The sequence below is a fragment of the Roseicyclus marinus genome (assembly GCF_036322625.1).
In the GTDB taxonomy this organism is placed as follows: domain Bacteria; phylum Pseudomonadota; class Alphaproteobacteria; order Rhodobacterales; family Rhodobacteraceae; genus Roseicyclus; species Roseicyclus marinus_A.
Genome location: NZ_AP027266.1, coordinates 1,365,009 through 1,390,742, shown reverse-complemented (window position 1 = coordinate 1,390,742; position 25,734 = coordinate 1,365,009). Strand labels below are relative to the sequence as shown.

The 25,734-nt window shown below is 67.6% G+C and carries 21 protein-coding genes and 4 tRNA genes; 8 read left to right on the top strand and 17 right to left on the bottom strand.

Going from position 1 to position 25,734, the window contains the following annotated elements; genetic code table 11:
- Positions 1-55: 55 nt before the first annotated feature.
- Positions 56-511, top strand: a complete 456-nt coding sequence (locus AABA51_RS06635) for an iron-sulfur cluster assembly scaffold protein (RefSeq protein ID WP_338275680.1) — start codon at positions 56-58, stop codon at positions 509-511.
- A 438-nt stretch (positions 512-949) separates the two neighbouring features.
- Here the strand turns inward: AABA51_RS06635 and recG are convergent, their stop codons facing one another.
- From recG to AABA51_RS06615, 4 genes are all read right to left on the bottom strand, one after another.
- Positions 950-3,061: an ATP-dependent DNA helicase RecG gene (gene recG, locus AABA51_RS06630; RefSeq protein WP_338275678.1), complete on the bottom strand. Its 2,112-nt coding sequence runs from the start codon at positions 3,059-3,061 to the stop codon at positions 950-952.
- Positions 3,054-5,498, bottom strand: coding sequence for an NAD-dependent DNA ligase LigA (gene ligA / locus AABA51_RS06625; RefSeq protein ID WP_338275676.1), 2,445 nt, complete (start codon positions 5,496-5,498; stop codon positions 3,054-3,056). The genes recG and ligA overlap by 8 nt, the downstream gene beginning before the upstream one ends.
- Before the next feature lie 73 nt (positions 5,499-5,571).
- Positions 5,572-6,285, bottom strand: coding sequence for a response regulator transcription factor CtrA (ctrA, locus tag AABA51_RS06620; protein WP_338276470.1), 714 nt, complete (start codon positions 6,283-6,285; stop codon positions 5,572-5,574).
- A 113-nt stretch (positions 6,286-6,398) separates the two neighbouring features.
- Complete coding sequence (locus AABA51_RS06615) at positions 6,399-6,671, bottom strand: DUF1153 domain-containing protein (protein ID WP_338275674.1); 273 nt, start codon at positions 6,669-6,671, stop codon at positions 6,399-6,401.
- Positions 6,672-6,813: 142 nt separating this feature from the next.
- On the opposite strand from AABA51_RS06615, the gene mnmA reads away from it, so the two are divergent.
- Complete coding sequence (gene mnmA, locus AABA51_RS06610; protein WP_338275672.1) at positions 6,814-7,956, top strand: tRNA 2-thiouridine(34) synthase MnmA; 1,143 nt, start codon at positions 6,814-6,816, stop codon at positions 7,954-7,956.
- 150 nt (positions 7,957-8,106) lie between these two features.
- On the opposite strand, the gene AABA51_RS06605 is transcribed toward mnmA, so the two are convergent.
- The 11 genes from AABA51_RS06605 to tgt form a co-directional block, all read right to left on the bottom strand.
- Positions 8,107-8,183, bottom strand: a tRNA-Asp gene (locus AABA51_RS06605).
- A 320-nt stretch (positions 8,184-8,503) separates the two neighbouring features.
- Positions 8,504-8,580 (bottom strand) — tRNA-Asp (locus AABA51_RS06600).
- Positions 8,581-8,647: 67 nt separating this feature from the next.
- Positions 8,648-9,607, bottom strand: coding sequence for a DMT family transporter (locus AABA51_RS06595; RefSeq protein ID WP_338275671.1), 960 nt, complete (start codon positions 9,605-9,607; stop codon positions 8,648-8,650).
- Positions 9,604-10,122 (bottom strand): GNAT family N-acetyltransferase, encoded by a 519-nt coding sequence (locus AABA51_RS06590; RefSeq protein ID WP_338275669.1) that lies wholly within the window; start codon positions 10,120-10,122, stop codon positions 9,604-9,606. The genes AABA51_RS06595 and AABA51_RS06590 overlap by 4 nt, the downstream gene beginning before the upstream one ends.
- A gap of 67 nt (positions 10,123-10,189) precedes the next feature.
- The gene (locus AABA51_RS06585) at positions 10,190-11,128 is read right to left on the bottom strand and encodes a pirin family protein (protein WP_338275667.1); all 939 of its coding nucleotides are present in this window, start codon (positions 11,126-11,128) and stop codon (positions 10,190-10,192) included.
- A gap of 180 nt (positions 11,129-11,308) precedes the next feature.
- A tRNA-Val gene (locus AABA51_RS06580) sits at positions 11,309-11,384 on the bottom strand.
- A 111-nt stretch (positions 11,385-11,495) separates the two neighbouring features.
- A tRNA-Val gene (locus AABA51_RS06575) sits at positions 11,496-11,570 on the bottom strand.
- A gap of 17 nt (positions 11,571-11,587) precedes the next feature.
- Entirely contained in the window at positions 11,588-12,070 is a 483-nt protein-coding gene (locus AABA51_RS06570) for an HU family DNA-binding protein (protein ID WP_338275665.1), read from the bottom strand.
- 95 nt (positions 12,071-12,165) lie between these two features.
- Positions 12,166-12,954, bottom strand: a complete 789-nt coding sequence (locus AABA51_RS06565; RefSeq protein ID WP_338275661.1) for a polysaccharide deacetylase family protein — start codon at positions 12,952-12,954, stop codon at positions 12,166-12,168.
- A 196-nt stretch (positions 12,955-13,150) separates the two neighbouring features.
- Positions 13,151-15,493 carry an endopeptidase La gene (gene lon, locus AABA51_RS06560; RefSeq protein WP_338276468.1) on the bottom strand — a complete coding sequence of 781 codons (2,343 nt, stop codon included), beginning with the start codon at positions 15,491-15,493 and terminating at the stop codon, positions 13,151-13,153.
- A gap of 278 nt (positions 15,494-15,771) precedes the next feature.
- Positions 15,772-16,902: a tRNA guanosine(34) transglycosylase Tgt gene (gene tgt, locus AABA51_RS06555; protein WP_338275658.1), complete on the bottom strand. Its 1,131-nt coding sequence runs from the start codon at positions 16,900-16,902 to the stop codon at positions 15,772-15,774.
- A 76-nt stretch (positions 16,903-16,978) separates the two neighbouring features.
- On the opposite strand from tgt, the gene rimK reads away from it, so the two are divergent.
- Complete coding sequence (gene rimK, locus AABA51_RS06550) at positions 16,979-18,376, top strand: 30S ribosomal protein S6--L-glutamate ligase (RefSeq protein ID WP_338275655.1); 1,398 nt, start codon at positions 16,979-16,981, stop codon at positions 18,374-18,376.
- 148 nt (positions 18,377-18,524) lie between these two features.
- Here the strand turns inward: rimK and AABA51_RS06545 are convergent, their stop codons facing one another.
- A complete protein-coding gene (locus AABA51_RS06545) occupies positions 18,525-18,899 on the bottom strand; it encodes a DUF1428 domain-containing protein (RefSeq protein ID WP_338275653.1) in 375 nt (124 codons plus the stop codon).
- A gap of 192 nt (positions 18,900-19,091) precedes the next feature.
- On the opposite strand from AABA51_RS06545, the gene AABA51_RS06540 reads away from it, so the two are divergent.
- The 3 genes from AABA51_RS06540 to tpiA all read left to right on the top strand — a co-directional run bounded on the left by AABA51_RS06540 (position 19,092) and on the right by tpiA (position 20,761).
- Positions 19,092-19,454, top strand: a complete 363-nt coding sequence (locus tag AABA51_RS06540) for an SUF system Fe-S cluster assembly protein (RefSeq protein WP_338275650.1) — start codon at positions 19,092-19,094, stop codon at positions 19,452-19,454.
- 94 nt (positions 19,455-19,548) lie between these two features.
- Positions 19,549-19,935, top strand: a complete 387-nt coding sequence (locus AABA51_RS06535) for a HesB/IscA family protein (RefSeq protein WP_338275648.1) — start codon at positions 19,549-19,551, stop codon at positions 19,933-19,935.
- 79 nt (positions 19,936-20,014) lie between these two features.
- Positions 20,015-20,761 carry a triose-phosphate isomerase gene (gene tpiA / locus AABA51_RS06530; protein ID WP_338275646.1) on the top strand — a complete coding sequence of 249 codons (747 nt, stop codon included), beginning with the start codon at positions 20,015-20,017 and terminating at the stop codon, positions 20,759-20,761.
- 63 nt (positions 20,762-20,824) lie between these two features.
- Here tpiA and AABA51_RS06525 read toward each other — a convergent pair whose 3' ends face one another.
- Positions 20,825-22,093, bottom strand: a complete 1,269-nt coding sequence (locus AABA51_RS06525; protein ID WP_338275644.1) for a DVUA0089 family protein — start codon at positions 22,091-22,093, stop codon at positions 20,825-20,827.
- A 223-nt stretch (positions 22,094-22,316) separates the two neighbouring features.
- Here AABA51_RS06525 and AABA51_RS06520 point away from each other — a divergent pair, with 223 nt between their 5' ends.
- Entirely contained in the window at positions 22,317-24,125 is a 1,809-nt protein-coding gene (locus AABA51_RS06520; RefSeq protein ID WP_338275642.1) for a sensor histidine kinase, read from the top strand.
- Positions 24,122-25,471 (top strand): sigma-54-dependent transcriptional regulator, encoded by a 1,350-nt coding sequence (locus tag AABA51_RS06515; protein ID WP_338275636.1) that lies wholly within the window; start codon positions 24,122-24,124, stop codon positions 25,469-25,471. The genes AABA51_RS06520 and AABA51_RS06515 overlap by 4 nt, the downstream gene beginning before the upstream one ends.
- The last annotated feature ends 263 nt before the right edge of the window (positions 25,472-25,734 follow it).

Here is a 25,734-nt window from a genome sequence, read left to right as displayed (position 1 = left end):
TGCAAACGGGGGCATTGGGGCTACCTATAAAGCCACGGCAGCAAAGGCTATACCCATGTCCGGCGACACCGACCTGATCAAGCTCTATTCCCAGCGCATCCTCGCGCTCGCAGCCGATATTCCCCATGCCGGGCGGCTCGATGCGCCGCAGGCCAGCGTGCGCAAACGCGCGCCGCTCTGCGGGTCCACGGTGACGGTCGATCTCGACATGGCCGGGGGCCGGGTCACCCGCTTCGGGCAGGATGTGAAGGCTTGCGCCCTTGGGCAGGCGGCAGCGAGCCTCATGGGCGCCGCCATCATCGGCCGCACCCGCGCCGAGGTGGAAGACGCCCGCGACAGCTTGCGCGCCATGCTCAAGGAGGGCGGCAGCCCCCCCGGCGCGCCCTTCGCAGGTTACGAGGTGCTGGAACCCGCGCGCGAGTATCGCAACCGCCACGCCTCGATCCTCCTGTCGCTCGAGGCCACCGCCGAAGCCATGGCCGAAGCCGAACAGGCCAGCGCCTGCGCCTGACCCTGCGCCCGAGCAACACGCATCCGGGCCATTCCGCCCCAAAGCCCCCCCGCACCCGACCCGCAAGAAAAAACCGCCGCACCCGGTCAGGGGCGCGGCGGCAGTCAGCGTGTCTTTGGACAGGACCAACCCCAAGAGGCAATCGGGGTCAAGGATGGTCGGGCATCGGCGGGGACAGTCGCCGCGCCCTTGGCCCTGCCGGACCGCAGGCAGAAATTCGTGGATCAGACCAGACCGGGCAGATGCAGCAGCCCGTAGGTGAACAGCGTCAACGCAAGAACCCCCAGCGCATCCCCGATCAGAGTGTCACCGGAGCGGGTCAGGATATCGGCGATGCGGCTCATGGAAGCTCTCCCTTGATCAGCGTGTTGTCGCTTTGTTCTCATATTCCGCCCCGTCAGTCCAGAACTTTTTGAGAACATTCGCGAACAAAAAGGGTCAGCCCGCCGAAATCAGCCGGATCGCCTTTTCCTGTTCCAGCAAATACAGAAGCACGCGCGCCGATTGCCCCTGCGGTCCGATCAGCTGCGGATCGCGCGCCAACAACGTGCGCGCCGCCGATTGCGCCAGCGCCATCAGCCCCGCCTGCGCCTCCAGATCCGCGATGCGGAACCGGGGCAGGCCCGATTGCGCCGTCCCGATCATGTCGCCCGCCCCCCGGATCGCCAGATCCTCCTCGGCGATGCGGAACCCGTCCTCCGTGTCGCGCAGAACCATCAGGCGGCGCTTGGCGGTCTCGCCCAGGGGCGGGCGATACATGAGCAGACAGGTGGAGGCCTGAGCCCCCCGCCCCACGCGCCCCCGCAACTGGTGCAATTGCGCAAGGCCGAAGATCTCGGCCTGTTCGATCACCATGATCGAGGCATTGGGCACATCCACCCCCACCTCGATCACCGTGGTGGCGACCAGCACCCGCGTCTCCCCCGCCTTGAAGGCCGCCATGGCGGCCGTCTTGGCATCGGGCGGCATCTGGCCATGGACCAACCCCACCACCCCCTTGCCCAGCGCCGCGCGCAGCAGGCGGAACCGTTCCTCGGCGGCGGTGGCGTCGAAGCTTTCGCTTTCCTCGACCAACGGACAGACCCAATAGGCCTGCCGCCCCTCGGCCACGGCGCGGCGCAGATGGTCGATCACCTCGTCCATCCGCCCCGCGGACACCAGCGCCGTGGCAACCGGTGTGCGCCCGGGCGGCTTTTCATCCAGCACGCTCACATCCATGTCGCCATATTGCGCAAGGCTGAGCGTGCGGGGAATGGGCGTGGCCGTCATGACCAGGAGATCCGCCCCCTGCCCCTTTTCCCCCAGCAAAACACGCTGGCGCACCCCGAACCGATGCTGTTCATCGACGATGGCGAGCCGCAGATCGGCGAATTCCACATCCGACTGGAACACCGCATGGGTGCCCACAAGGATCCGGATATCGCCGCGCGCGAGCGCGTCGAGCTTGGCGCGCCGCTCCGCCCCCTTGTCCTGGCCCGACAGCATCTCGATCACGACGCCGGCGGCTTCGGCCAGCGGCTTGAGATTGGCGTAATGCTGGCCCGCAAGGATGGTGGTCGGCGCCATCATCACGCCCTGCCCGCCCGCCTCGACCGCGACCAGAAGCGCCATCAGCGCGACCAGCGTCTTGCCCGCCCCCACATCACCCTGCAACAACCGGTTCATCCGCACCGGCTCCGCCATATCGGCGGCGATCTCGTCCATGGCGCGCATCTGCGCCCCCGTGGGCCGAAAGGGCAGGCTCTCCAGAACCTTGGCCCTCAGCCGCCCATCGCCCTGCGTCACCCGCCCCTTGCCCCGCCTGAGCGAGGCGCGCGCCAGCGCCAGGGTCAGCTGATGGGCGAACAATTCGTCAAAGGCCAGCCGCTCCCGCGCGGGATGGCTGCGCGACAGATCCCCCGGACCCTGCGGCGCATGGGCCATGGCCAGCGCCTCGTGCCAGGCGGGCCAGCCCTTTTTCTGGTAGAGCGGGATATCGATCCATTCGCCCAGCATCGGGGCCCGCGCCAGGGCCGAGGCGACGGCCCGCCGCATCCCCTTTTGCGTCACACCCGCCGTCAGCGGGTAGACAGGCTCAAAGGCCGGGATCTCGCCCGCCTCGTCCATCGGCAGGATATGATCGGGATGCGGCATCTGCGCGATCCCGTCGAACAATTCGACCTTGCCCGACACGATCCTGCGGCTGCCCGTGGGCAGGATGCGCGATAGGTAATCGCCCTTGGCATGAAAGAACACGAGCTGGAACGTCGTCTGCGCATCCTCCACCTCGATCCGGTAGGGACGACCGCGCCCGGTCGGCGGGCGATGGAGCCCCACTTTGACCGCCACCGTCGCCATCCCCGGCAGGACCACGTCGCGGATCGATCCGACGCGGGCCCGATCCACGCCCCCAAGTGGCAGGGTCAGCAACAGGTCCTTGGGCGTTTCCACCCCCAGCCCCTTGTAATGCTTGGCGGTTTTCGGCCCGACACCGTCCAGCGCCTCGAGCCCCGCAAAGAGCGGCCACAGCTCTTCGGGCCGCCCGCGCGGATGGTCCGGGGCCTCAGCCATCGCCCGGCCCCGCGCCCGCGATCAGCGCAAGCCACCCATCCTCGTCGATCGTCTCGATCCCCAGTTCGGCGGCTTTCGTGGCCTTGGACCCGGCCCCCGGCCCCGCCACCAGGAGATCGGTCTTGGCCGAAACGCTGCCCGCGACCTTGGCCCCCAGCGCCTCGGCCCGCGCCTTGGCCTCGGCCCGCGTCATCTTTTCGAGCGTTCCGGTAAAGACCACGGTCTTGCCCGCGACAGGGCTGCCGTCGGTCTTGCGCGCGGGCGGCGGCACGATGTCCAGATGCGCGACCAAGCGGTCGACCGAGGCGCGCTCGGCCGCCTGCGTGAGCGTGGTGGTAAGCGCGACCGCCACCGCCTCCCCGATCCCGTCAATGGCCGTGATCTCGGACCATGCGGGGCTTTCGGCCAACAGCGGCTTGCGCGCCTTTGCATCGGGCGCGTGGGCGGCGGGCTCGGCTGCGGCGCGGTCCACGGTCTGGGCAAAGGCCTCCCATGTTGCGAAATGACGCGCGAGGTCATTTGCCGCCACCTCGCCCACATGCCGGATGCCCAGCGCAAAGATCACCCGACCCAGCCCGATCCGACGCCGCTCGTCGATCGCATCGAACAGGTTCGCCGCGCTCTTCTCGCCCCAGCCCTCCCGGTTCTTCAGCTGCTGCAGGCCCGACCCGTAGCGCGCCCGCAGCTCGAAGATATCGGCAGGCTCCCTGATCCAGCCATCGGCGTGAAAGGCCTCGACCTGTTTCGCCCCCAGCCCCTCGATGTCGAAGGCCGCGCGGCTGACGAAATGCTTGAGCTTTTCCACCGCCTGCGCCGGACAGATCAGCCCGCCCGTGCAGCGGCGCACGGCATCCCCCTCCTCGCGCACGGCCTCCGACCCGCATTCGGGGCAATGGCCTGGAAAGACATAGGGCTCCGTCCCCTCGGGGCGGCGCGCAAGATCGACATCGGCGATCTTGGGGATCACGTCGCCCGCGCGATAGACCTGCACCCAATCGCCCACGCGGATATCCTTGCCCGCGCGGATCACCTGCCCCCGCGCATCGCGGCCCGCGATGTAATCCTCGTTGTGCAAGGTGGCATTCGACACCACCACCCCGCCCACCGTCACCGGCACAAGCCGCGCCACGGGGCTGAGCGCGCCGGTGCGGCCCACCTGGATGTCGATGGCTTCCAGCCGGGTCCAGGCCAGTTCGGCGGGGAATTTATGTGCGATGGCCCAGCGCGGCGTGGTCGAGCGCAGGCCAAGCCGTGCCTGCAGGCCCAGATCGTCAAGCTTGTAGACCACCCCGTCGATATCATAGCCGAGGTTCGCGCGCCCCGCCTCGATCCCCGCGTAATGGGCCAGCATGTCCTCGATCGTGTCGCAGCGCCGCGTCAGCGGATTGGTCTGGAACCCGAGTTCCTCCAGACGCGCAATCGCCCCCATCTGCGTCTCGGCCAGGGGGTCTGACAATTCGCCCCAGGAATAGGCGAAAAAGCGCAAGGGGCGCGCGCGCGTGATCTCGGCGTCAAGCTGGCGGAGCGACCCCGCGGCCGCATTGCGCGGATTGGCGAATGTCTTGGCCCCCAGTGCCGCCTGCCGCGCGTTCAGGGCGGCGAAATCCGCGTGGCTCATGTAGACCTCGCCCCGCACCTCCAGCACCTCGGGCGCATCAGTCAGCGTCTGGGGAATATCCCCTATGGTGCGGGCATTGGCGGTCACGTTCTCGCCGGTTTCCCCATCGCCGCGCGTGGCGGCAGAAACCAGCCGCCCCCCCTCGTAGCGCAGGGACAGCGACAGGCCGTCGATCTTGGGCTCGGCGCAGAAGGCCAGCGGCGCATCCTCGGGCAGGTTCAGGTAGCGCCTTATCCCCGCGACGAAATCCTCCACATCCTGCCCGTCGAAAGCATTTGCAAGCGACATCATCCGCTGGGCATGGACGATCTTGCCGAACCCCTCGGCGGGGGCGGCACCCACCTGTTCGCTGGGGCTGTCGGCGCGCTTGAGCGTCGGGAACCGCGCCTCGATCGCAGCATTCTCGCGTTTCAGCGCGTCGTAATCGGCATCCGACAGATCGGGCGCATCCTCTTGGTAATAGGCGCGATTGGCGGCATCGAGCAGATCGGCGAGGTCCGCTAGCCGCGCCCGCGCCGCATCCTCGGTCAGGGCGTCCACGTCAAAGCCTGCGCCCTGCGCGCGCGTTGCGTCTTCGGTCCGGGCGTCGATGGCAGCGCCTTTGCCCCCCGCGCGCGCCGCATCTTCGGTCCGGGCGTCGATGGCAGTGCCTTTGCCCTGCGCGCGCGCGGCGTCTTCGGTCCGGGCGTCGGTGGCAGCGCCTTTGCCCTCCGCGCGCGCCGCATCCTCGGTCAGGGCGTCGATGGCAGCGCCTTTGCCCTCCGCGCGCGACTGATCCCGCTCTGCGCCCTCGTCCGTCCGCCCGCTCTTTCCGGCCATGTCGACACCCCCCGCTGATGCCCGATCCCTCAGGATCGGGTTTAGGAGGCCCGCGCCCGGATTTCCAGCCGCCTCAGGCGTTCATCGCGATCCCGAGCGCGCCTTGCGCCGCCGCCGGGTCGCGCAGCACGTAGCCGCGTCCCCAGACGGTTTCGATGTAATTCTCGCCGCCCGTCGCCACCGACAGCTTCTTGCGCAGCTTGCAGATGAAGACATCGATGATCTTGAGCTCGGGCTCATCCATCCCACCGTAAAGGTGGTTGAGGAACATCTCCTTGGTCAGGGTCGTCCCCTTTCTCAGGCTCAAAAGCTCCAGCATCTGGTATTCCTTGCCCGTCAGATGCACCGCCTGCCCATTGGCCTCCACCGTCTTGGCATCCAGATTGACCGCGATCTGGCCGGTGCGGATCACCGATTGGGCATGCCCCTTGGACCGGCGGATGATCGCATGGATGCGCGCCACCAATTCCTCGCGGTGAAAGGGTTTGGTCAGGTAATCATCAGCGCCGAACCCGAACCCCTTGAGCTTGGTCTCGGGGTCGTCCAGCCCCGACAGGATCAGGATCGGCGTGTTCACCCGGGCGCTGCGCAGCTGGCGCAAGACCTCGTGGCCATGGATGTCGGGCAGGTTCAGATCCAGCAAGATGATGTCGTAATCATAGAGCTTGGCCAGGTCGATGCCCTCTTCGCCAAGGTCGGTGGCATAGACGTTGAGATTGGCGTGACGCAGCATCATCTCGATGCTCCGGGACGTGGTGGGGTCGTCTTCGACTAGCAGAACACGCATCATGTCACTCCGAATCTCGTTAAGGTCGCGTTCAGCCTCGACTCGATTGGTTAATTTCAAGTTACCCTTTTGGACAGGCTCCAATACCCTTATCGCAGCCAATCGCACTTTCGCTACCGATAGCGCTGCAGCGCCGTGGTCTTGAGCGCCGCAGGCCCGTAGCGCGCCACCGCCTGCCGCCACGCCGCCAGTTCCTCCTCCGACAGGTCCCAGGTCCTCAGCGCCTCCTCTGCGGGGATCAGGCCCGAATCGACCGCCTGCACCACGATCGCCTTGCGGCTGGCGACCCAGCGCCGCGTTTCCGGCGGGGGCAGATCCCCCCGTGTCAGCCTGCGACCATCGGGAAGCGTGACCGCCGGGGGCCCTTCGATACGACGGATAAACATGGGCGAACGATCCTCCTGCCTGGTCCTTGGCCCGAGTGATGCACCCATCCCCTTAATTCGCGGTAACCGCGACGCTTGTGAATGGATGCGATTTTCCTATATTCCCGATGAACTCCCCGACCCCGACCCAAGGATGCCTCCCATGGCCCTCGACCGGCCCGTCCCCCTCAATTCGCTCGGCCTGCCCAAAGCCCCCTCCGAGACGCGGGTGGTCGTGGCCATGTCGGGCGGCGTCGACAGTTCGGTCGTGGCCGCCCAATTGGCCGAGGAAGGCTATGACGTGGTGGGCGTCACGCTGCAGCTCTACGACCATGGCGCGGCGCTGGCGAAAAAGGGGGCCTGCTGCGCGGGCCGCGACATCCATGATGCGCGCCGGGTGGCCGAGACGATGGGCTTTCCCCATTACGTGCTCGATTACGAAAACACCTTCCGCGAGGCGGTGATCGACGAATTCGCCGACAGCTACCTGGCCGGTGCCACGCCCGTGCCCTGCATCCGCTGCAACGAACGGGTCAAGTTCAAGGATCTCCTGAACACCGCCCGCGATCTCGATGCCGATTGCATGGCGACGGGCCATTACATCCAGCGCAAGATGGGCGCGCAGGGCGCAGAGCTGCATTGCGCCGCCGATGCCGCGCGCGACCAATCCTATTTCCTCTTCTCGACGACGCAGGAACAGCTCGATTTCCTGCGCTTTCCCTTGGGCCATCTGGCGTCCAAGGCCGAAACGCGGGCGCTCGCGGCCAAATACGGCCTGCCCGTCGCCGACAAGCCCGACAGCCAGGACATCTGCTTCGTGCCCAACGGCGATTATGCCGCCGTGATCGAGAAACTGCGCCCCGGTGCTGCCGATCCGGGCGAGATCGTGGATATGGACGGAAACGTTCTGGGCGAACACCGGGGCGTGATCCATTACACGATCGGGCAACGGCGCGGCCTTGGCATCGGGGGGCTGGCCGATCCGCTTTACGTCGTGAAACTCGACCCCGACACGCGCCGCGTCGTCGTCGGCCCCAAGGAGCTGCTCTCGACCCGCACCATCCCCGTGCGCGAGATCAACTGGCTGGGCGATGCCCCCCTCACCTCCCGCCCCGAATGGGAGGTGGAGGTCAAGATCCGCTCGACCCGCCCGCCGCGCCCGGCCCTGATCCGCCCGATCACGGACACCACGGCCGAGGTCACGCTGATGACCCCGGAAGAGGGCGTAAGCCCCGGCCAGGCCTGCGTTTTCTACGCGCCCGAGGGCAGCCGGGTGTTGGGCGGCGGCTGGATCCATCGCGGCTGATCCCCCGCCACGGCAACACCATCGCCCCCGTAGGGTGCGCCTTAAGGCGCACCACCAGACACACACCGCAGGGTGCGCCTTAAGGCGCACCACACCCCAGCGCCCGCAAAACTCGTCACAGGCGTCTCATCATGTCTTGGGAGGGGAAAGTGGCGCGGTTGACGGGGCTCGAACCCGCGACCCCCGGCGTGACAGGCCGGTACTCTAACCAACTGAGCTACAACCGCGCGTGAGGGGTGCTTTAGGCAATCACCGGGGTGGCGTCAATGGCAGGTTGCAGGGTTTTCCCGAATGCGCAAGGCGGACCGGCTTCCCCGATGCGGCGGACGGGCCCATCGCCCTTGGGCAAGGATGGCATCGCAGGTGCGCCACAGGCAGCAGACGCGACGCCCATCATCGAACCATCCCGACCCCTGCGTAGGGGGCCGCCTTCAGGCGCACCGCACAGCCCGACCCTCCGCCCTGTGGCGCGCCGGTCCCGACGCACCAAACCCACGGAAAAGCCACCGCTCAAAGCGGCGTGTGATCATCATGTCTTGGGGGAAAGTGGCGCGGTTGACGGGGCTCGAACCCGCGACCCCCGGCGTGACAGGCCGGTACTCTAACCAACTGAGCTACAACCGCGTGGAGGCTCGTCTATTGCCCTGCGACCGGCCCGTCAAGCGCCCTTTCGCACCATCTTGCGGTTTTCTCAATCGCGCCGCACCGGCCGGGCCGAGGCCAGCGCGCGACCCTGCGCCCGTTCCCGCGCAAAGACATACAATCCCGCCCCCGCGATCAGCGCGATCCCCAGCCAGACAGCCGGGCGCGGCACCTCGCCAAACACCGTCCAGCCCCAGAAAATCGCGAGGGGAAGCGCCGCGTATTCATAGGAGGCCACGACCGATGCCCGGCCCAACCGATAGGCAAGCCCCATGAAATACCCGATCATCGCCGACATCACCCCGATCATCCCGAAAACGGGCAGATCCTCCGGCGCGGGCCAGACCCAGGCCCGCAGCAAAAAGATCACCGACGGATGCGTCGCCCCTTGGGCAAACCGCCCATCGCCCGCCACGGCGAAAACCGCCAGCGACACCAGAAGGAAGCAGGCCTGGATATAGACCGCCATCGCCGATGCGGCCGAGCGCGCGCCCAGTTTCCGCGTCAGCACCTGCATCCCCGAATAGCACGCCGCCGCCGCCAGCGGCAAAAACAGGCTCACCCGCCCGATCTCGCCCCAATCCACGCCCGGTGCCATCATCACCGCCACCCCCGCCAATCCCACCCCGATCGCCGTCAGCCGGTAGCGCCCCACGGGCTCGCCCAGAACCGGGATCGCCATCAGCGTGATGAACAGCGGCGCGACAAAGAACAGCGCCGTGGCGGCCGCCAGGGGCATCACCGCAAGCCCCGCGAAAAACAGCATGTTCGACAGCATGACCAGCCCCGCGCGCAGCATATGCAGGCCGGGCCGGTCGGTGCGCAACAGGACCAGACCGCCCTCGCGCCACAAGAACACGAGACAGACCGACAAGGCCACGACCGAGCGGAAGAACACCGTCTGGTGCAGCGGGTAATCCCCGGACAACAGCTTGATGCCCACGTCGTTCAGCGTCCCGCAGACCACGGCGACAAGGACGAAAAGGATCGCCCGCCCCTGATCGCTCATCGCGCCGCCCGCGCCTCCAGACACGCCGCCAAAGCCGCGCCACAGCGCCAATGCACCCGATGCGCGGGCAGGCTCACCCCCAGCATGCTGTCCGCGAATACCGGCCCCTCGACCCCGCCCCAGCGGGCATAGACCGCGCGCGCAGGCCCATTGCCCGCCAGCACCTCGAGCCAGACGGCCCTCCCGCCCGCCAGATCGGCCACCCCAAGCATCAGCGCAGCGCCGATCCCCCGCCCCCGCGCCTCCGGGGCGACATGAAGCGCGTCGACATGAACCCCCTCCGCATGCTCGGGATCAAAGGCGACGAACCCGGACATCACCGCCCCCTCGCCCACCACACGCACCTGCAACGGCCCCGCCAGCGCCTCCGGGTGCCATTTGCGCGCCATGGCCGCCGCAAGCGGCGCAGCCAGAACCGCATCGGGCAGAATGCCCGCATAATCCTTGCGCCAATTCGCGACATGCAGCGCCGCGATGGCGGGCAGGTCGGAGGGCATGGCGGGGCGCGGGGTCATGGCGCGACCCTGCCCCGCCGCAAGGCCGCCCGCAAGCGCCCCGTTCACCGCCCCCGCAGCGCGCCCCTCACCGCTCCGGCAGCGGGATGAACTCCGCATCATCGGTGGGTGGCAGGCGAAACCGCCCATGCGCCCAATCGCCCGCGCGCCAGGCCTCCTTGGCCTCCTCGATCCGCTCCCGGGAACTGGCCACGAAATTCCACCAGATGTGCCGCGGCCCCTCCAGCGTCGCGCCCCCCAGCAGCATCACCCGCGCGCCCGCCTCGCCCGCCATCATCGACACCCGGTCGCCGGGCCGGAACACCATCATCCGCCCCGCCTCGAACCGCTCGCCCGCGATCTCGACGGCCCCCGCCACCACATAGGCCCCGCGATCCTCGTGATCCTCGGGCAGCGGCAGTTTCGCGCCCGCCTCCAGCACCGCATCGATGTAGAATGTCTCAGAGGCCACGGGCACAGGCGCGCGTTCCCCATAGGCCGTGCCAAGGATCAGCCGCAGCCGCTTGCCCTCCCCCTCCAGCATCGGCAGGCTGTCGCGCCCGGCATGGACGAAATCGGGCGGCGCATCCTCGTGATCCTTGGGCAGCGCCATCCAGGTCTGGATGCCCGACAGGCTGTAGGGCGCCTTCAGCATCTCGCCATCGACCCGTTCGGAATGGGTGATCCCGTGGCCCGCCGTCATCAGGTTGACCGCGCCGGGCTCGATCCATTGATCCGTGCCCAGGCTGTCGCGGTGATGGAATCGCCCTTGGTACAGATAGGTCACCGTCGCCAACCCGATATGCGGATGCGGGCGGATGTCGATTCCCTGCCCGGTCAGGAATTCCGCAGGCCCCATCTGGTCGAAAAAGATGAAGGGACCGACCATCTGCCGCTTGGGCGCAGGCAGCGCGCGGCGCACCTCGAAGGCCCCCAGATCGCGGGCGCGCGGCACGATGATTGTTTCGATGGCATCCACCGCATCGCCGGTCGGGCAATGCGGATCGAGGGCGGGGTTCCAGCTCATGACATGCGCTCCTTGCCTGTGGTGGGTCCCAATGGACCTAGACCACAAGCGCCACGCACAAAACCCAACGGAAAGCGCCTGAACTGTGCGTTTTTGCAAGGTTCAAAACAGCTTGGGCAAAACCAGCCGCAGCCCCGAACGCGCTTTCAAACCGTCTTCTCATACGAGCAAGGGGAGTGGTGGTGGGTGGTGAGGGACTCGAACCCCCGACATCTTCGGTGTAAACGAAGCGCTCTACCAACTGAGCTAACCACCCGGACGCGGGCCTGATACCCGCTCGGCATCGGCCCGGCAAGAGGCAGGCCCGATCCCGCGCAAACCGACGCGCGCCAAGGTCAGGCAGATCGATCTCGGCGAAAAGGGAAAATGGTGGGTGATGAGGGATTTGAACCCCCGACATCTTCGATGTGAACGAAGCGCTCTACCACTGAGCTAATCACCCGCCGGGTGGGAGGGTCTTTAGCCATCCTCGTCCGGGTCTGCAAGGGGGCTTTCATCCCCCCTGGCCGCGCCCGCCGGTCCGCCGCGCCTGAGCTTGAGCGTCAGCACATCCGCCGCCCCGCCCTCGGGCTTGCGGCGCTTGACCGACAGCTTGCCCAAGGGCGGCAGGATCAACTCGTCCCGCCGCTCGATCGCCTGGCCCAATTCGTCCAGAACCAGTTCCAGCAAGACCTTGGCGTCCGAGCGCTTCATCGGGCTGCGCGCACAGACGGCTTCCAACAGATCGCTGCGCCGGAACCGCCCGTCCTGCGCGCCCTCGCCCTCGGCCAGGCTGTCCGCGCCTTCGGTGACGGCGGGTGCCTCGCTCACCGGCTCGACCGCGCGCAGATGCGGACGGCCCGCGGCTGCAGGCGCCTCCCCTTTCGCGGCGCTGCGCCGCTTGGGCCCTGCGGGCGTGGCCTTGGGGCCTGATCCGGTGCTCTTGTCGCGGCTGTTCGCCATCCTCGTCTCCCTCGTCACGCGCATTTTGCACTTTTGACGAAAGACTACCGAAAGTTTTCCGTGACGGCCAGATCCCGCGTGAGGGGGGCGGCGACTTAACTCTGGCGCGCGGCCAACCTTATGCGCCGCGTATCCCAGCGCGGCCAGCCGATCAGCTCGGACACGGTCACGAACTGGTAGCCCCGCGCCATGAGCGTATCGAGGGTGGCGGGCATCGCCCTCACCGTGCCCGACTGGATGTCATGGGCCAGGATCACCCCGCCCGGATGGCTGCGGCTGACGATGCGTTCGGCGACAACACCCGGTCCCGGCCTGCGCCAATCCTCGGGATCGACCGACCACAGGATCGTCGGCAGGTTGCGCTCGCCATGCACCATCAGGCGCTGGCGGCTTGTCAGGTTGCCATAGGGCGGGCGCATCGTGACGGGCGGACGGCCCACCGTGTCAAAGATCGCATGGCTGGTGCGGTCAAGCTCCGACAGGATGGCCGCATCCCCCATCCCCGACAGGCTGGGATGCGACCAGGTGTGATTCCCGATCTCGTGCCCCTCGTCGGCGATCCGCTGCATGATGTCGGGGTGGCGCACCACCCGTGACCCGATCACGTAAAACGTGGCCCGAATGCCCCGCACCGCAAGGATATCCAGCAATTGCGGGGTCAGGCTCGCATGGGGACCATCGTCAAAGGTCATCGCCACGACCGGCCGCGCCGTGCGCACGCGCGTGATCGTGGCCGCATCGCCCTGCGTGATGTCGCGCGGCAATCCGATGGGGGCGGACGCCATGGCTGTCTGCGCCGCCGCAGGCCGCAAGACGGCGGGGGACGCCAACAGGACCGCACCCGCGGCCAACATCATCTGTCGGCGGGAAAGCCTGTCGGTCATCACAACTCGGTCCTCGGCAACACTTATTTATCCACAGCCTGCCGAGACCGGACCGGGGCCACAAGGCCCGGAATGAAAAAGATGAAAAGCCGCCAGCGCAGCGCGGTATCGATGCAACAGGCAGCGCGCCTGCCCCGCCTTGCATCCTGCAACGATCCCGTCCCGGCACAAGCGCGCCGGGACGGATACATCAGGCTCAATGCGCGATGGCCGCGCCCTCACTGCCCCGTTCGGCCGCCTTGGCTGCCGCGGCGGCTGCCTCGGCCTCCTCGTCCCAATCGACCGCCTCGGGCTGACGGGTCAGGGCGCGTTGCAGAACCTCGGTCACGTGGCTCACGGGGATGATGGTCAACCCCTCCTTCACGTTGTCGGGGATCTCGGGCAGATCCTTGGCATTGTCCTCGGGAATCATGACCGTCGTGATGCCGCCCCTCAGCGCCGCGAGCAGCTTTTCCTTCAACCCGCCGATGGGCAGCACGTTGCCGCGCAGCGTCACCTCGCCCGTCATGGCGATATCCTTGCGCACCGGGATCTGCGTCAGAACCGACACGATGGAGGTCACCATGGCGATACCCGCGCTCGGCCCGTCCTTGGGCGTGGCACCCTCGGGCACGTGGACATGGATGTCCCAACTGTCGAGCCGGGGCGGCTTCACCCCGATCCGGGGCGCGATGGACCGCACGTAGCTGGCCGCCGCATCGATCGATTCCTTCATCACGTCGCCCAGCTTGCCGGTGGTCTTCATCCGGCCCTTGCCCGGCAGGCGCAGCGCCTCGATCGACAACAGATCGCCGCCCACGCTGGTCCAGGCCAGCCCCGTGACGACCCCCACCTGGTCCTCGCGCTCGGCCAGGCCGAACTTGAACCGCTTGACGCCCAGCATGTCTTCCAGCGTCTCGGGCGTGACCACGACCTTGTCGGTCTGCTTCTTGACGATGGAGGTGACGGCCTTGCGCGCCAGTTTCGCGATCTCCCGCTCCAGGTTCCGCACCCCCGCCTCGCGTGTGTAGTAGCGGATCACATCGGTCAGCGCGGCATCGGACAGCTCGAATTCCTTCGCGCGCAGCCCGTGGTTCTTCATCTGCTTGGCCACAAGATGCTGCTTGGCGATCTCGCGCTTTTCATCCTCCGTGTAGCCGGCCAGCGGGATGATCTCCATCCGGTCCAGAAGCGGCCCGGGCATGTTGTAGGAATTCGCCGTGGTCAGGAACATCACGTTCGACAGGTCGTATTCGACCTCGAGGTAATGATCCATGAAGGTGGCATTCTGTTCCGGGTCCAGGACCTCCAGCATCGCGCTGGCCGGGTCGCCCCGGAAATCCTGCCCCATCTTGTCGATCTCATCGAGCAGGATGAGCGGATTGGTGGTCTTGGCCTTTTTCAGCGCCTGGATGATCTTGCCCGGCATCGAGCCGATGTAAGTCCGCCGATGACCCCGGATCTCGCTCTCGTCGCGCACCCCGCCGAGGCTGATGCGGATGAATTCGCGCCCCGTGGCCTTGGCCACCGATTTGCCGAGGCTGGTCTTGCCCACGCCCGGCGGCCCCACAAGGCACAGGATCGGCCCCTTCAGCTTGGCCGAACGCTGCTGCACGGCCAGGTATTCGACGATCCGCTCCTTGACCTTTTCGAGGCCATAGTGATCCGCGTCCAAGATCGCCTCGGCCCGGCCAAGATCCTTTTTCACGCGGCTTTTCACGCCCCACGGGATCGACAGCATCCAGTCCAGATAATTGCGCACCACCGTCGCCTCGGCCGACATGGGCGACATGTTCTTGAGCTTTTTCAGCTCTGCTTCCGCCTTGTCGCGCGCTTCCTTGGACAGTTTCGTGGCCGCGATACGCTCTTCCAGCTCGGCGATCTCGCCCGCGCCTTCCTCGCCATCGCCCAGCTCGCGCTGGATCGCCTTCATCTGTTCGTTCAGGTAATATTCGCGCTGCGTGCGCTCCATCTGGCTTTTCACGCGGCTCTTGATCTTCTTCTCGACCTGCAGAACCGACATCTCGCCCTGCATCAGGCCATAGACCTTTTCCAGACGCTCGGCGACATCGAGCGTCTCCAAAAGCTCCTGCTTCTGGCCCACCTCGACGCCCAGATGCCCCGACACAAGGTCCGCGAGCCGCGCGGGATCGGTCGCCTCGCTGACGTTGGTCAGCGCATCCTCGGGGATGTTCTTTTTCACCTTGGCGTATTTGGCGAATTCCTCGGCCACGGCGCCGATCATCGCCTGCACGGCGGCGCGGTCGCCCTCCAGCTCGGTCAACGCCTCGACACGCGCCTCGAAAAACGGCTCGGTGGCGGCAAAGCCCGTGATCCGCACCCGCGACCGCCCCTCGACCAGCACCTTGACGGTGCCATCGGGCAGTTTCAGCAATTGCAGGACATTGGCCAGAACACCGGTGCGATAGATCCCCTCGGCGGTCGGATCGTCGACAGCCGGGTCGATCTGCGAAGACAGCAGGATCTGCTTGTCATCCTGCATCACCTCTTCGAGCGCGCGCACCGATTTCTCGCGGCCGACGAACAGCGGCACGATCATGTGGGGAAACACCACGATGTCGCGCAGGGGCAGGACGGGATAGGTTTCTTGGGTCACTGGCTCTAGCCTTCCTTGGTCTTGGCAAGGGGGTTGGGCTCCGCCCGGCGGCCGCCCTGCCCCCCTCCGGGTCAGGATGTCATAAGGTGGGGCGCGGCGCGCGGGGTTTCAACCGCCCCTCTGGCCCCTGTCGGCGCGCATCCTGCGCCCATGCCCGCGCAGGCGCAAGGGAGGGATGGCGGCAAAACCGTGACAATGCGCGGCACCCGCCGCGCCCTGCCTCACAGCGGCTCGATATCGCCCTCGGCCCGCAGCGCATGGAACCCCGCCTCCCAGGCCGCGAAGCGCCCCTCGGCGATCGCCGCCCGAATGCCCGCCATCATCTCCTGGTAATAATGCAGGTTGTGCCAGGTCAGCAGCATGCCCGAGATCATCTCGCCCGCCCGGAACACATGGTGCAGATAGGCCCGTGAATACCCCCGGCAGGCCGGGCAGGTGCACTCCTCGTCCAGCGGGCGCGGATCATCGGCATGGCGCGCGTTCTTGATGTTGACCTGCCCCCGCCGGGTCCAGGCCTGCCCCGTCCGCCCCGACCGCGACGGCAGCACGCAATCCATCATGTCGATCCCGCGCTTGACCGCGCCCACGATATCGTCGGGCTTGCCCACCCCCATCAGGTAGCGCGGCTTGTCTTGCGGCAGCATCCCCGGCGCGTAATCGAGACAGGCAAACATCGCCTCTTGCCCCTCGCCCACCGCCAGACCGCCGACCGCGTAGCCGTCAAAGCCGATGGCCTTCAACGCCTCGGCACTCTCCTCCCGGAAATCGCGCTCCAAACCGCCCTGCTGGATGCCGAAGAGCGCATGACCGGGCCGGTCGCCAAAGGCCTCCTTCGACCGCTCCGCCCAGCGCATCGACAACCGCATGCTCTCCGCGATCCGGTCGCGGTCCGCAGGCAGCGCCGGGCATTCGTCGAAACACATCACGATGTCCGATCCCAAAAGCTTCTGGATCTCCATCGACCGTTCCGGGCTCAGCATGTGTTTCGACCCGTCCACATGGCTGCGAAAGGTCACCCCCTCCTCGGTCAGCTTGCGCAGATCGGCCAGGCTCATCACCTGGAACCCGCCCGAGTCGGTCAGGATCGGCTTGTCCCAGTTCATGAACCGATGCAACCCGCCCAAACTGGCGATCCGCTCCGCCGTGGGCCGCAACATCAGGTGATAGGTATTGCCGAGCAGGATATCGGCCCCCGTCGCCGCCACGCTCTCGGGCAGCATCGCCTTGACGGTCGCAGCCGTCCCCACCGGCATGAAGGCGGGCGTGCGGATATTGCCGCGCGGGGTCGAAATCTCGCCCGTCCGCGCCGCGCCATCCGTCGCTGTCACATGAAAGTCGAAGAGCTGACCCATTGTCATCCTTGCCCGCGGCCCCGAAACCCCGCAGGTCATGCCCCGATTCCCCCCCGATGCCAAGGAGCGCGCCCCAATGGTCATGCAACACCGCCCCCTGACGCTTGGTTGGGAAGAATGGGTGGCCCTGCCCGGTCTCGGCCTGCCCGCGCTCAAGGCCAAGGTCGATACCGGCGCGCGCACCTCGGCGCTGCATGCCTTCGACATCGAGCCCTTCGGCCCGGCGGCGCGGCCCAAGCTGCGCTTTGCCGTCCATCCCGTGCCCGGGCGCACCGATCTGACCATCGCCTGTTCCGCCCCCCTCCGCGACCGGCGCGAGGTGACCTCCTCGAACGGCGAATCCGAATTGCGCTACGTGATCGAAACGACCCTGCGCATCGGCGAGGCCGAGGTGCCGATCGAGATCACGCTCACCGACCGCACCAACATGGCCTACCGGATGCTCATCGGCCGGCAGGCGATCCAGCCCGACTGGCGCATCAGCCCCACCGCCAGCTTCTGCCAGCCCAAGCTCTCCTACGACATCTACCACAGTGCCGAGGTGAAACTGGCCGCCCCCGCCCGCAGCTTGCGCATCGCCGTCCTCAGCCGCGAGGACAACCATTCCACCCGCCGCCTCGTGACCGAGGGCGAGGAACGCGGCCACACGATCGAAGTGATCGACACGACCCGCTGCTACATGGCGATCAACACGCTCGCCCCCGAGGTGCATTACGACGGCACCCGCCTGCCCCGCTACGATGCCGTCATCCCGCGCATCGGTCCCTCGATCACCGCCTATGGCACCGCCGTCCTGCGCCAGTTCGAATCGCTCGGCACCCATTGCGTGAACGGCAGCGCGGGCATCACCGCCAGCCGCGACAAGCTGCACGCCCACCAGCTTCTGGCCGCGCGCGGCATCGGCATGCCCCAGACGGCCTTCGCCGCCAGCCCCAAGGATACCGACAACCTGATCGGCCTCGTGGGCAGCGGCCCCCTGGTGGTCAAGCTTCTGGAATCGACCCAGGGCAAGGGCGTGGTGCTCGCCGAGACCCGCAAGGCCGCGCAATCGGTCATCGACGCCTTCCGCGGCCTGCGCGCCAATTTCCTCGTGCAGAGCTTCGTCAAGGAAGCGGCGGGGGAGGATATCCGCTGCCTCGTCGTCGATGGAAAGGTCGTGGCCGCGATGAAACGCAGCGCCTCGGGCGATGATTTCCGCTCGAACCTGCATCGCGGCGGCACCGCCAAACCCGTCCGCATCACGCGCGAGGAACGCGACACGGCCTTGCGCGCCGCCCGCGTCTTCAACCTCGGGCTTGCGGGCGTCGACCTGTTGCGCGCCCATGACGGCCCCAAGGTGCTCGAGGTCAATTCCTCCCCCGGTCTCGAAGGGATCGAACTGGCCACCGGCAAGAACATCGCGGCGCTTCTTTATGACGCCATCGAACGCAAGGTCCGCCCCGCCCCCGTCCGCAAACGCCGCACCGCCCCGTAGGGTGGGCAATCTGCCCACCACCACCACCCACGGCCCACCACCCACGGCCACCGTGGGCGCAACCCACCACCGCGCAACCCCGCCCGCAAACGCCGCACCACCCCCTCGGCCAGCCCCGCTCCGCGATCACCCGGCGGCGCGGGTCAGGTCAGCCCCCCGCGCCCGCGACGAAAATCGGCTCGAACCCGCCCCACATCATCCGCGTCCCGTCGAACGGCATCTCCGCGCCCATCGCCTCCTGCAGTTCAGGCTCCGACATGATCCGCCCCCAGGCCGCGTCATGCGTCGCCTTGTCGGGCCAGATCATCCAGGCGAAAACGACCGCCTCGCCGGGCTCGAGCTTCACGGCCTGCGGAAAGGACGTGACCTTGCCCGGCTCCACATCGACGCCCCAATTCTCCTGAACCCGCAGGCAGCCAAGCTTCTGGAACACCGTCCACGATTGCGCGGCATGGCGGCGATACTCGTCCTTGCGCGCCTCCGGGACCGCCAGAAGAAATCCCTGCACATAAGTCATGGTCATGGTTCCCCCTTTCATGACGCCACGGGGGCAGCTTGCGCCCAATCCCCGCAACGATCCACGATTCCCTCGGTCATCCGCGTCCGGCATGCCCCCCCGCGATGGCCCGCGCACAGATTGCCGCCGCCCCGCCCTTTACGCCCCGCCCGCCTTTCCTTATATCTTCGCTCAGGAATACCACGGGACGACCACACAATGTCAGACGCGCAGCCACAGCTCGAGGGGACCCCCCTCATCAAGCCCTCCAGCACCGATCACCCGCTCTACGAACCGGTGGTCGAGGCCTGCCGCAGCGTCTATGACCCCGAAATCCCCGTGAACATCTTCGATCTGGGGCTCGTCTACACCATCGACATCGATGCCGAGAACGCGGTCAGGATCACCATGACCCTCACCGCCCCCGGCTGTCCCGTCGCGGGCGAGATGCCCGGCTGGGTCGCCGATGCGATCGAACCTCTTCCCGGCGTCAAGCATGTCGATGTCGATCTCACCTGGGACCCGCCCTGGGGCATGGACATGATGTCGGACGAGGCGCGTCTCGAACTGGGCTTCATGTGACCCATACCCCGCGCCCCGGTTGAGTGGCGCGCCAAGACGCCCTACATTGCACCCAAGGTCGCGTTCCGACCACCCTACCGCAAGGACAGCGTCCATGTTCGGCATTCCCGGCAAACAGGCCGTCACCATCACCCCCGCCGCCGCGCGCCAGATCGCGAAACTCATGGCCCGCGACAGCCATCAGGGCCTGCGCATCGGCGTGAAAAAGGGCGGCTGCGCGGGCATGGAATACACGATGGATTACGTGACCGACATCGATCCCCATGACGAGATCGTGGAAAGCGACGGCGCGCGGGTCATGATCGCCCCCATGGCGCAGATGTTTCTCTTCGGCACCGTGATCGATTACGAAACGAGCCTGCTCGAATCCGGGTTCAAGTTCCGCAATCCCAACGTGGCCGATGCCTGCGGCTGCGGGGAATCGATCAAGTTCAAGGATGTCTCCGAGCTCGAGGCCGAACAGCAGGCCGCGCGCCGCTGATCCTTTTGCCCGCGCCTTGACCTCGCCGCCTGCCCCTGCGAACCCTCGGAGGGTCACATCAGGCCAGAGGATCCCGAACATGCCCCGCAAGATCGCCGCCGGAAACTGGAAGATGCACGGCGACGGTGCCGCGCTCGCGGAAATCGACGCCCTGATCGCCGCCCATCCCGCGCCGACCTGCCGCATCGTGATCTGCCCGCCCGCGACGCTGATCCACCGCATGGCCACCCGCGCGCAGGGCAGCGCCATCGCCATCGGCGGCCAGACCTGCCACAGCGCGACCTCGGGCGCGCATACCGGCGACATCTCCGCCCCCATGCTGGCCGAAGCCGGGGCCACCCACGTGATCCTCGGCCATTCCGAACGCCGCGCCGATCACGGTGAAACCGATGCGCAGGTGCAGGCCCAGACCGAAGCCGCCCTTGCCGCCGGCCTCACCGTGATCCTCTGCATCGGCGAGACAGAGGCCCAGCGCGATGCGGGCGTCACCCTTGCCGTCGTCGAAACCCAGCTTCAGGGCTCGATCCCCGCGGGCGTCACCGCCGCCACGCTCGTCATCGCCTATGAACCAATCTGGGCCATCGGCACGGGGCGCGTGCCCACCACCGACCAGATCGCCGAGGTGCATGCCGCCATCCGCGCCCATCTGGTGGAGCGTTTCGGCGAACAGGGCCGCGAGATCTCGGTGCTCTACGGCGGGTCGGTCAAACCCTCCAACGCCGCCCAGATCTTTGCCGTCCCCGATGTGAACGGCGCGCTCGTGGGCGGCGCCTCGCTCAAGGCCGCCGATTTCGGCGGCATCATCGCAGCGCTTGACGAGGCCTGAGCGCCCTCAGGGCGCTCTACCCAGCCCGCGCGCCCTCAGGGCGCACTACCCAGCCCGCGTCCCTCAGGGCGCAGGCACGAAGCGCTGCACGCCCAGACGGATGATCCCGTCATACCCGTCCGAATACTGGCGCAGCGCGATCAGGTAGCGCCCCGGCGGCGTGCGCACCGTCAGCTCCGAATTGAGCGTGCCATTGGCATCATCGTTGAACCCGAGATTGCGCCCGAATTCGTCAAAGACACTCAGCATCGGGTCGCTGTCCGTCACCTCGTCGGCATTGATCAACAGCAGGCCGTATTCGGGCACATCCACCACGAACCATTGCGCCTTCGACCCCGAAACGGTCACATCCTGCGTCAAGCCGCGCCCGACCACGCCCAGCTCCGTCACCGGGTAGCTGCCATCGAGCGGCGGTGCCGCCTCGCCCCGGTCATAGGCCTCCATCGCCATGGCCCGCGCATCGAAGCCCGACACGCGCAGTGTCACCGGCAGGTTGGGGTCCGACAGCGCCCGCATCCCCACGCAATAGCTGCCCGCCGCCAGCGGCGCGGTGAAATCGATCCGGCTGTTGAGGCTTTCGTAATCGTCGTTCTCGGCCAGAAGCTGCCCCTGCCCGTCGAAGACGTAGATATAGGGATCGGCCTCCGGGTTCTCGGCCCGGATCGTGACCGATTGCGGGCTCGACAGGGTGAAGCGGTAATAGGGGGCAGCCACCGTGCTGTTGACGGCACTCACCCCGCCCTGCCCCAGCAGCGCGTCGATCGGCCCCTGCCCCAGCAGGGTCGCGGGCGTATCGGCCAGGCACGGCTCCACCCCCACGAACAGAGGGAAATCCTCCGTCCCGGCGAAACCACCCGACAATCCCTGCGTCAGGGCGGGCTGCTCCAGCCGGCTGACCTGGAGATCGGCCACCACCGGCCCGCCGCCAAATCCCGTGACGGCCAGGCAATAATCGCCCGCCGCGAGCGGCAATTCCGACCGGCTGGCCAGCATGCCGCCGGAATCGTCATCCATGACCACCAGGTTGCCCGCCGCGTCAAAGACCTCCAGCACCGTATCGCCGTATTCATCGGCCGGGGCCGCCTCCACCCGCACATCGGCAGGACGGCCAACCGTGAACAGCGCAACCCCCCGCGTGCCCGGCGCGACACTCACCCCCGACAGCGCCAACACCCCCGAGGCCGCCGTCACATCCGACGCCATCCGGCTTCCCCCGATCCAGGGCGCCCCCGCCCCGATCCCGCCGCAAGACAACTCTTGCGCCAGCGCGGGCAAACCGAATGTGGCGACGGCCAGCGCCGTGGCGGCGGGCGCGATGAAACTGCGAGCCATGAACAAATCCTCCGGTACGATCTCGTGGCGCGGCAGATGCGCCTCGCACCGACCCTAGCCAATCCGCCCCCGCCAATGCCAGTGAAATGCAGCACCGGCCCCTAGGGAACAGATCGCCCCACTGGCCAGCGCCCCGCACGCCCGCCATACTGCGCCCATGACTGCGCTGCCGCCCCCATCCCCCCGCTTGACCCGGCGCCCCCTCGGCGGTCCCGCGGGGTTCGTGCTGGCAGCCCTTGCAGCGCTCCTCCTCGTTGCGGTGCTGGCCTTTCCCCGGCTCGAACGGGCCTATCTCGTGGCCACCGGCGACCGCGACCGCGCCACGCTCGATCTGGCGGTGCAGGTGCTGCGCGGTGCGCTCAACCGGACCGAGGCGCTGCCAAGCCTTTTGGCCGAACGCCCGATCCTGGCCGAGCTTCTGGCCGATCCCGACAATTCGGGCCTTTTGCCCTTCGTCAACGAACAGCTGCGCCAGACCGCGCTGTCGCTCGGCGTCTCCGATGTCTACCTGATCGACCGCGACGGGCTGACCATCGCCGCCTCCTCCTATCGCACCGACCGATCCTTTGTCGGGCAAAGCTTCACCTACCGCCCCTATTTCACCGAGGCGCTGGCCGGCGGGCTGGGCCGCTTCCACGCGCTGGGCACCACCTCGGGCGAGCGCGGCTATTTCTTCGCCGCCCCCGTGCTCGACGGCACCCGCATCGCGGGCGTGATCGCGGTCAAGATCACGCTCGACGCCTTCGAGGCGACCTGGGCCGAAAGCGGCTCCACCATCATCGTGCAGGACAGCTCCAACGTGATCTTCCTGTCCGACCGCGCCGAGTGGCATTTCCGCACGCTCGGCCCCATGCCCGAGGCCGCGCTCGAAACCATCGCCGTCACCCGCCAATACCCCGTCTCCCGGCTCCGTCCCCTGCCCGCACGGCGCATGCCCCTGCCCGGCTCGGACTATGAGATCGTCACGATCGAGGATGACGAGACGCGCCAGACCATGGTGATGCAGACGGGCCTCATCGCGACCTCGGGCTGGCGCGTCTCGATCCTGTCGCCCACGGCCCCCGCCCGCGCCCAGGCGCTCGTGGCGCTGGCCATCGCGGGGCTTGTCGCCCTCTTCGTGGTGCTCCTCGCCGCGACGATCTGGCAACGCCGCCTCCGGCTCGAGGATCGTCTGGCCCGCCAGGCGGGCGAACAGGCACGGCTCGAGGCGCGCGTGCGCGAACGCACCCGTGACCTCGATGCCGCCAACGCCCAGCTCCGCCTCGAGATCGAGGAACGCACCCGCGCCGAGGCGCAATTGCGCAAGACCCAGACCGACCTGATCCAGGCGGGCAAACTGGCCGCGCTGGGCCAGATGTCGGCGGCGCTCAGCCACGAATTCAACCAGCCGCTGGCCGCCGTCAAAGCCTATGCCGAGAATGCCGCGACCTTCCTCGACCGCGGCCGCATCCCCGAGGCGCGCGAGAATATCGGCCTGATCTCGGCCATGGCCGACCGCATGGCCGCGATTTCGCGCCACCTGCGCAACTTCGCCCGCCGCCCGCAGGACAAGACGGGCCCGGTGCCGCTGCGCGCCGTGATCTCGGATGCGCTCGACCTCATGCGCCCCCGGATCGAGGGCGCGGGCGCGCGCATCCTCTACGACCCGCCCGCGACCGAGGTTTGGGCCACGGGCGGCCGCGTGCGCCTGCAACAGGTCATCGTCAACCTGATCGGCAATGCGCTCGACGCGATGGAGGATGTGCCCCATCCCGTCGTCACCCTGTCGCTCCATGTGACCGGTCCGCGCTGCCGGATCGAGGTCGAGGATCATGGCCCCGGCCTCTCCGACGAGGCGCTGGCCCAAGCCTTCGATCCCTTCTTCACCACCAAACCCCCCGGTCAGGGGCTGGGGCTGGGGCTCTCGATCTCCTACAACATCGTGCGCGATTTCAACGGGCGGCTCATGGCCGCCAACCGCGCGGGCGGCGGCGCGGTCTTCACCGTGGAACTTGACGTGACCGACCCGCCCGGCGAAATGGCCGCCCAATGACCACGAGTGCCCCCGTCCTGTTCGTCGATGACGAAGCGCCGCTGCGCCACGCAGCCAGCCAGGCGCTCATGCTGGCCGATCTCGCGGCCATCCCCTGCGACACCGGCCCCGAGGCGCTCGCCCATCTCGACCGGGACTTTCCGGGCATCCTCGTCACCGATATCCGCATGCCCGGCATGGACGGCCTGACCCTCATGTCCGAGGCGCTGAAGATCGATCCCGAATTGCCCGTGATCCTTGTCACCGGCCATGGCGATGTCGATCTCGCCGTCGCCTCGATGAAGGGCGGGGCCTATGATTTCCTCGAAAAACCCTATGCCCCCGCCCGCCTGGTCGAGGCCGTGGGCCGCGCGCTCGAAAAGCGCCGCCTGACGCTGGAAAACCGGCGCCTGCGCGCGGGCGGCACGGCGCTTTCCCCCGACGATCCGGTCGCTGTGCGCCTTCTGGGCCGCTCCGCCCCCATGGTGCGCCTGCGCGCGCAACTCCGTGCCCTTGCCGCCACGCAGGCCGATGTCCTGATCGAGGGCGAAACCGGCACCGGCAAGGAGGTCGCGGCCCGCGCCCTTCATGCCGCAAGCCCCCGCGCCGACCGCGCCTTCATCGCCGTCAATTGCGCGGCCCTGCCCGCCGAACTGATCGAAAGCGAGCTTTTCGGCCACGAGGCGGGCGCTTTCCCGGGCGCCACCCGCGCCCGCTACGGCAAATTCGAACATGCCCGCGGCGGCACCCTCTTTCTGGACGAGATCGACAGCCTGCCCTTGGCACTTCAGGGCAAGCTTCTGCATGTCGTCGAACAGCGCAGCGTCACGCGGCTGGGCTCCAACGACCCGATCCCGCTCGATCTGCGCATCGTCGCCGCCTCCAAGCGCGACCTCGCCGCCGCAGCCCGGGAGGGCGCGTTTCGCCCCGACCTTCTCTACCGGCTGAACGTCGTCACCCTGCGCCTGCCCCCCCTCTCCGACCGGCGCGAGGATATTCCCGAGCTCTTCCTCTCCCTCCTCTCCGCCGCCGCCACCCGCACCGGCCGCGACGCCCCCGAGGTGCCCGGCGCGGTTCTCGCAGCCCTTGCCGCCCGCGACTGGCCCGGCAACGTGCGCGAATTGCGCAACGCCGCCGAACGGCTCGCCATGGGTCTCGACGCGGGCCTCTGGCCCCTCGCCCCCGAGGCTGAGGGCACGCTCGCCGACCGCATGGCCGCCCATGAAAAGGCGCTCATCGCCGCCAGCCTAGCAGCCCATGGCGGCAGCCTCAAATCCACCTACGAGGCGCTCGGCCTCTCGCGAAAGGCGCTCTACGAAAAGATGCAGCGCCACGGCCTCAGCCGCGACAGCTTCCGCGAGGATTAGAGCCTGTCGCGCAAAAGTGGGAACCGGTTTTGCGCTCCCCGGACAGGCGGAAACACAGAGCCTGTCGCGCAAAAGTGGGAACCGGTTTTGCGCTCCCCGGACAGGCGGAAACACAGAGCCTGTCGCGCAAAAGTGGGAACCGGTTTTGCGCTCCCCGGGCAGGCGACAACAAAAGGTCAGGGAGCGGCGCGTTGATGCGGGTGAACGCGCCGCCCGGCCCGCCCACAGCCGCCGATGTGTCGCCACGGGAACATGCCCTCCCG

Coding starts and splice junctions, on each gene's coding strand:
- AABA51_RS06635 (WP_338275680.1), top strand. CDS start 56: ATGTCCGGCGACACCGACCTGATCAAGCTCTATTCCCAGCGCATCCTC.
- recG (WP_338275678.1), bottom strand. CDS start 3,061: ATGGCTGAGGCCCCGGACCATCCGCGCGGGCGGCCCGAAGAGCTGTGG.
- ligA (WP_338275676.1), bottom strand. CDS start 5,498: ATGGCCGGAAAGAGCGGGCGGACGGACGAGGGCGCAGAGCGGGATCAG.
- ctrA (WP_338276470.1), bottom strand. CDS start 6,285: ATGCGTGTTCTGCTAGTCGAAGACGACCCCACCACGTCCCGGAGCATC.
- AABA51_RS06615 (WP_338275674.1), bottom strand. CDS start 6,671: ATGTTTATCCGTCGTATCGAAGGGCCCCCGGCGGTCACGCTTCCCGAT.
- mnmA (WP_338275672.1), top strand. CDS start 6,814: ATGGCCCTCGACCGGCCCGTCCCCCTCAATTCGCTCGGCCTGCCCAAA.
- AABA51_RS06595 (WP_338275671.1), bottom strand. CDS start 9,607: ATGAGCGATCAGGGGCGGGCGATCCTTTTCGTCCTTGTCGCCGTGGTC.
- AABA51_RS06590 (WP_338275669.1), bottom strand. CDS start 10,122: ATGACCCCGCGCCCCGCCATGCCCTCCGACCTGCCCGCCATCGCGGCG.
- AABA51_RS06585 (WP_338275667.1), bottom strand. CDS start 11,128: ATGAGCTGGAACCCCGCCCTCGATCCGCATTGCCCGACCGGCGATGCG.
- AABA51_RS06570 (WP_338275665.1), bottom strand. CDS start 12,070: ATGGCGAACAGCCGCGACAAGAGCACCGGATCAGGCCCCAAGGCCACG.
- AABA51_RS06565 (WP_338275661.1), bottom strand. CDS start 12,954: ATGACCGACAGGCTTTCCCGCCGACAGATGATGTTGGCCGCGGGTGCG.
- lon (WP_338276468.1), bottom strand. CDS start 15,493: ATGATCGTGCCGCTGTTCGTCGGCCGCGAGAAATCGGTGCGCGCGCTC.
- tgt (WP_338275658.1), bottom strand. CDS start 16,902: ATGGGTCAGCTCTTCGACTTTCATGTGACAGCGACGGATGGCGCGGCG.
- rimK (WP_338275655.1), top strand. CDS start 16,979: ATGGTCATGCAACACCGCCCCCTGACGCTTGGTTGGGAAGAATGGGTG.
- AABA51_RS06545 (WP_338275653.1), bottom strand. CDS start 18,899: ATGACCATGACTTATGTGCAGGGATTTCTTCTGGCGGTCCCGGAGGCG.
- AABA51_RS06540 (WP_338275650.1), top strand. CDS start 19,092: ATGTCAGACGCGCAGCCACAGCTCGAGGGGACCCCCCTCATCAAGCCC.
- AABA51_RS06535 (WP_338275648.1), top strand. CDS start 19,549: ATGTTCGGCATTCCCGGCAAACAGGCCGTCACCATCACCCCCGCCGCC.
- tpiA (WP_338275646.1), top strand. CDS start 20,015: ATGCCCCGCAAGATCGCCGCCGGAAACTGGAAGATGCACGGCGACGGT.
- AABA51_RS06525 (WP_338275644.1), bottom strand. CDS start 22,093: ATGGCTCGCAGTTTCATCGCGCCCGCCGCCACGGCGCTGGCCGTCGCC.
- AABA51_RS06515 (WP_338275636.1), top strand. CDS start 24,122: ATGACCACGAGTGCCCCCGTCCTGTTCGTCGATGACGAAGCGCCGCTG.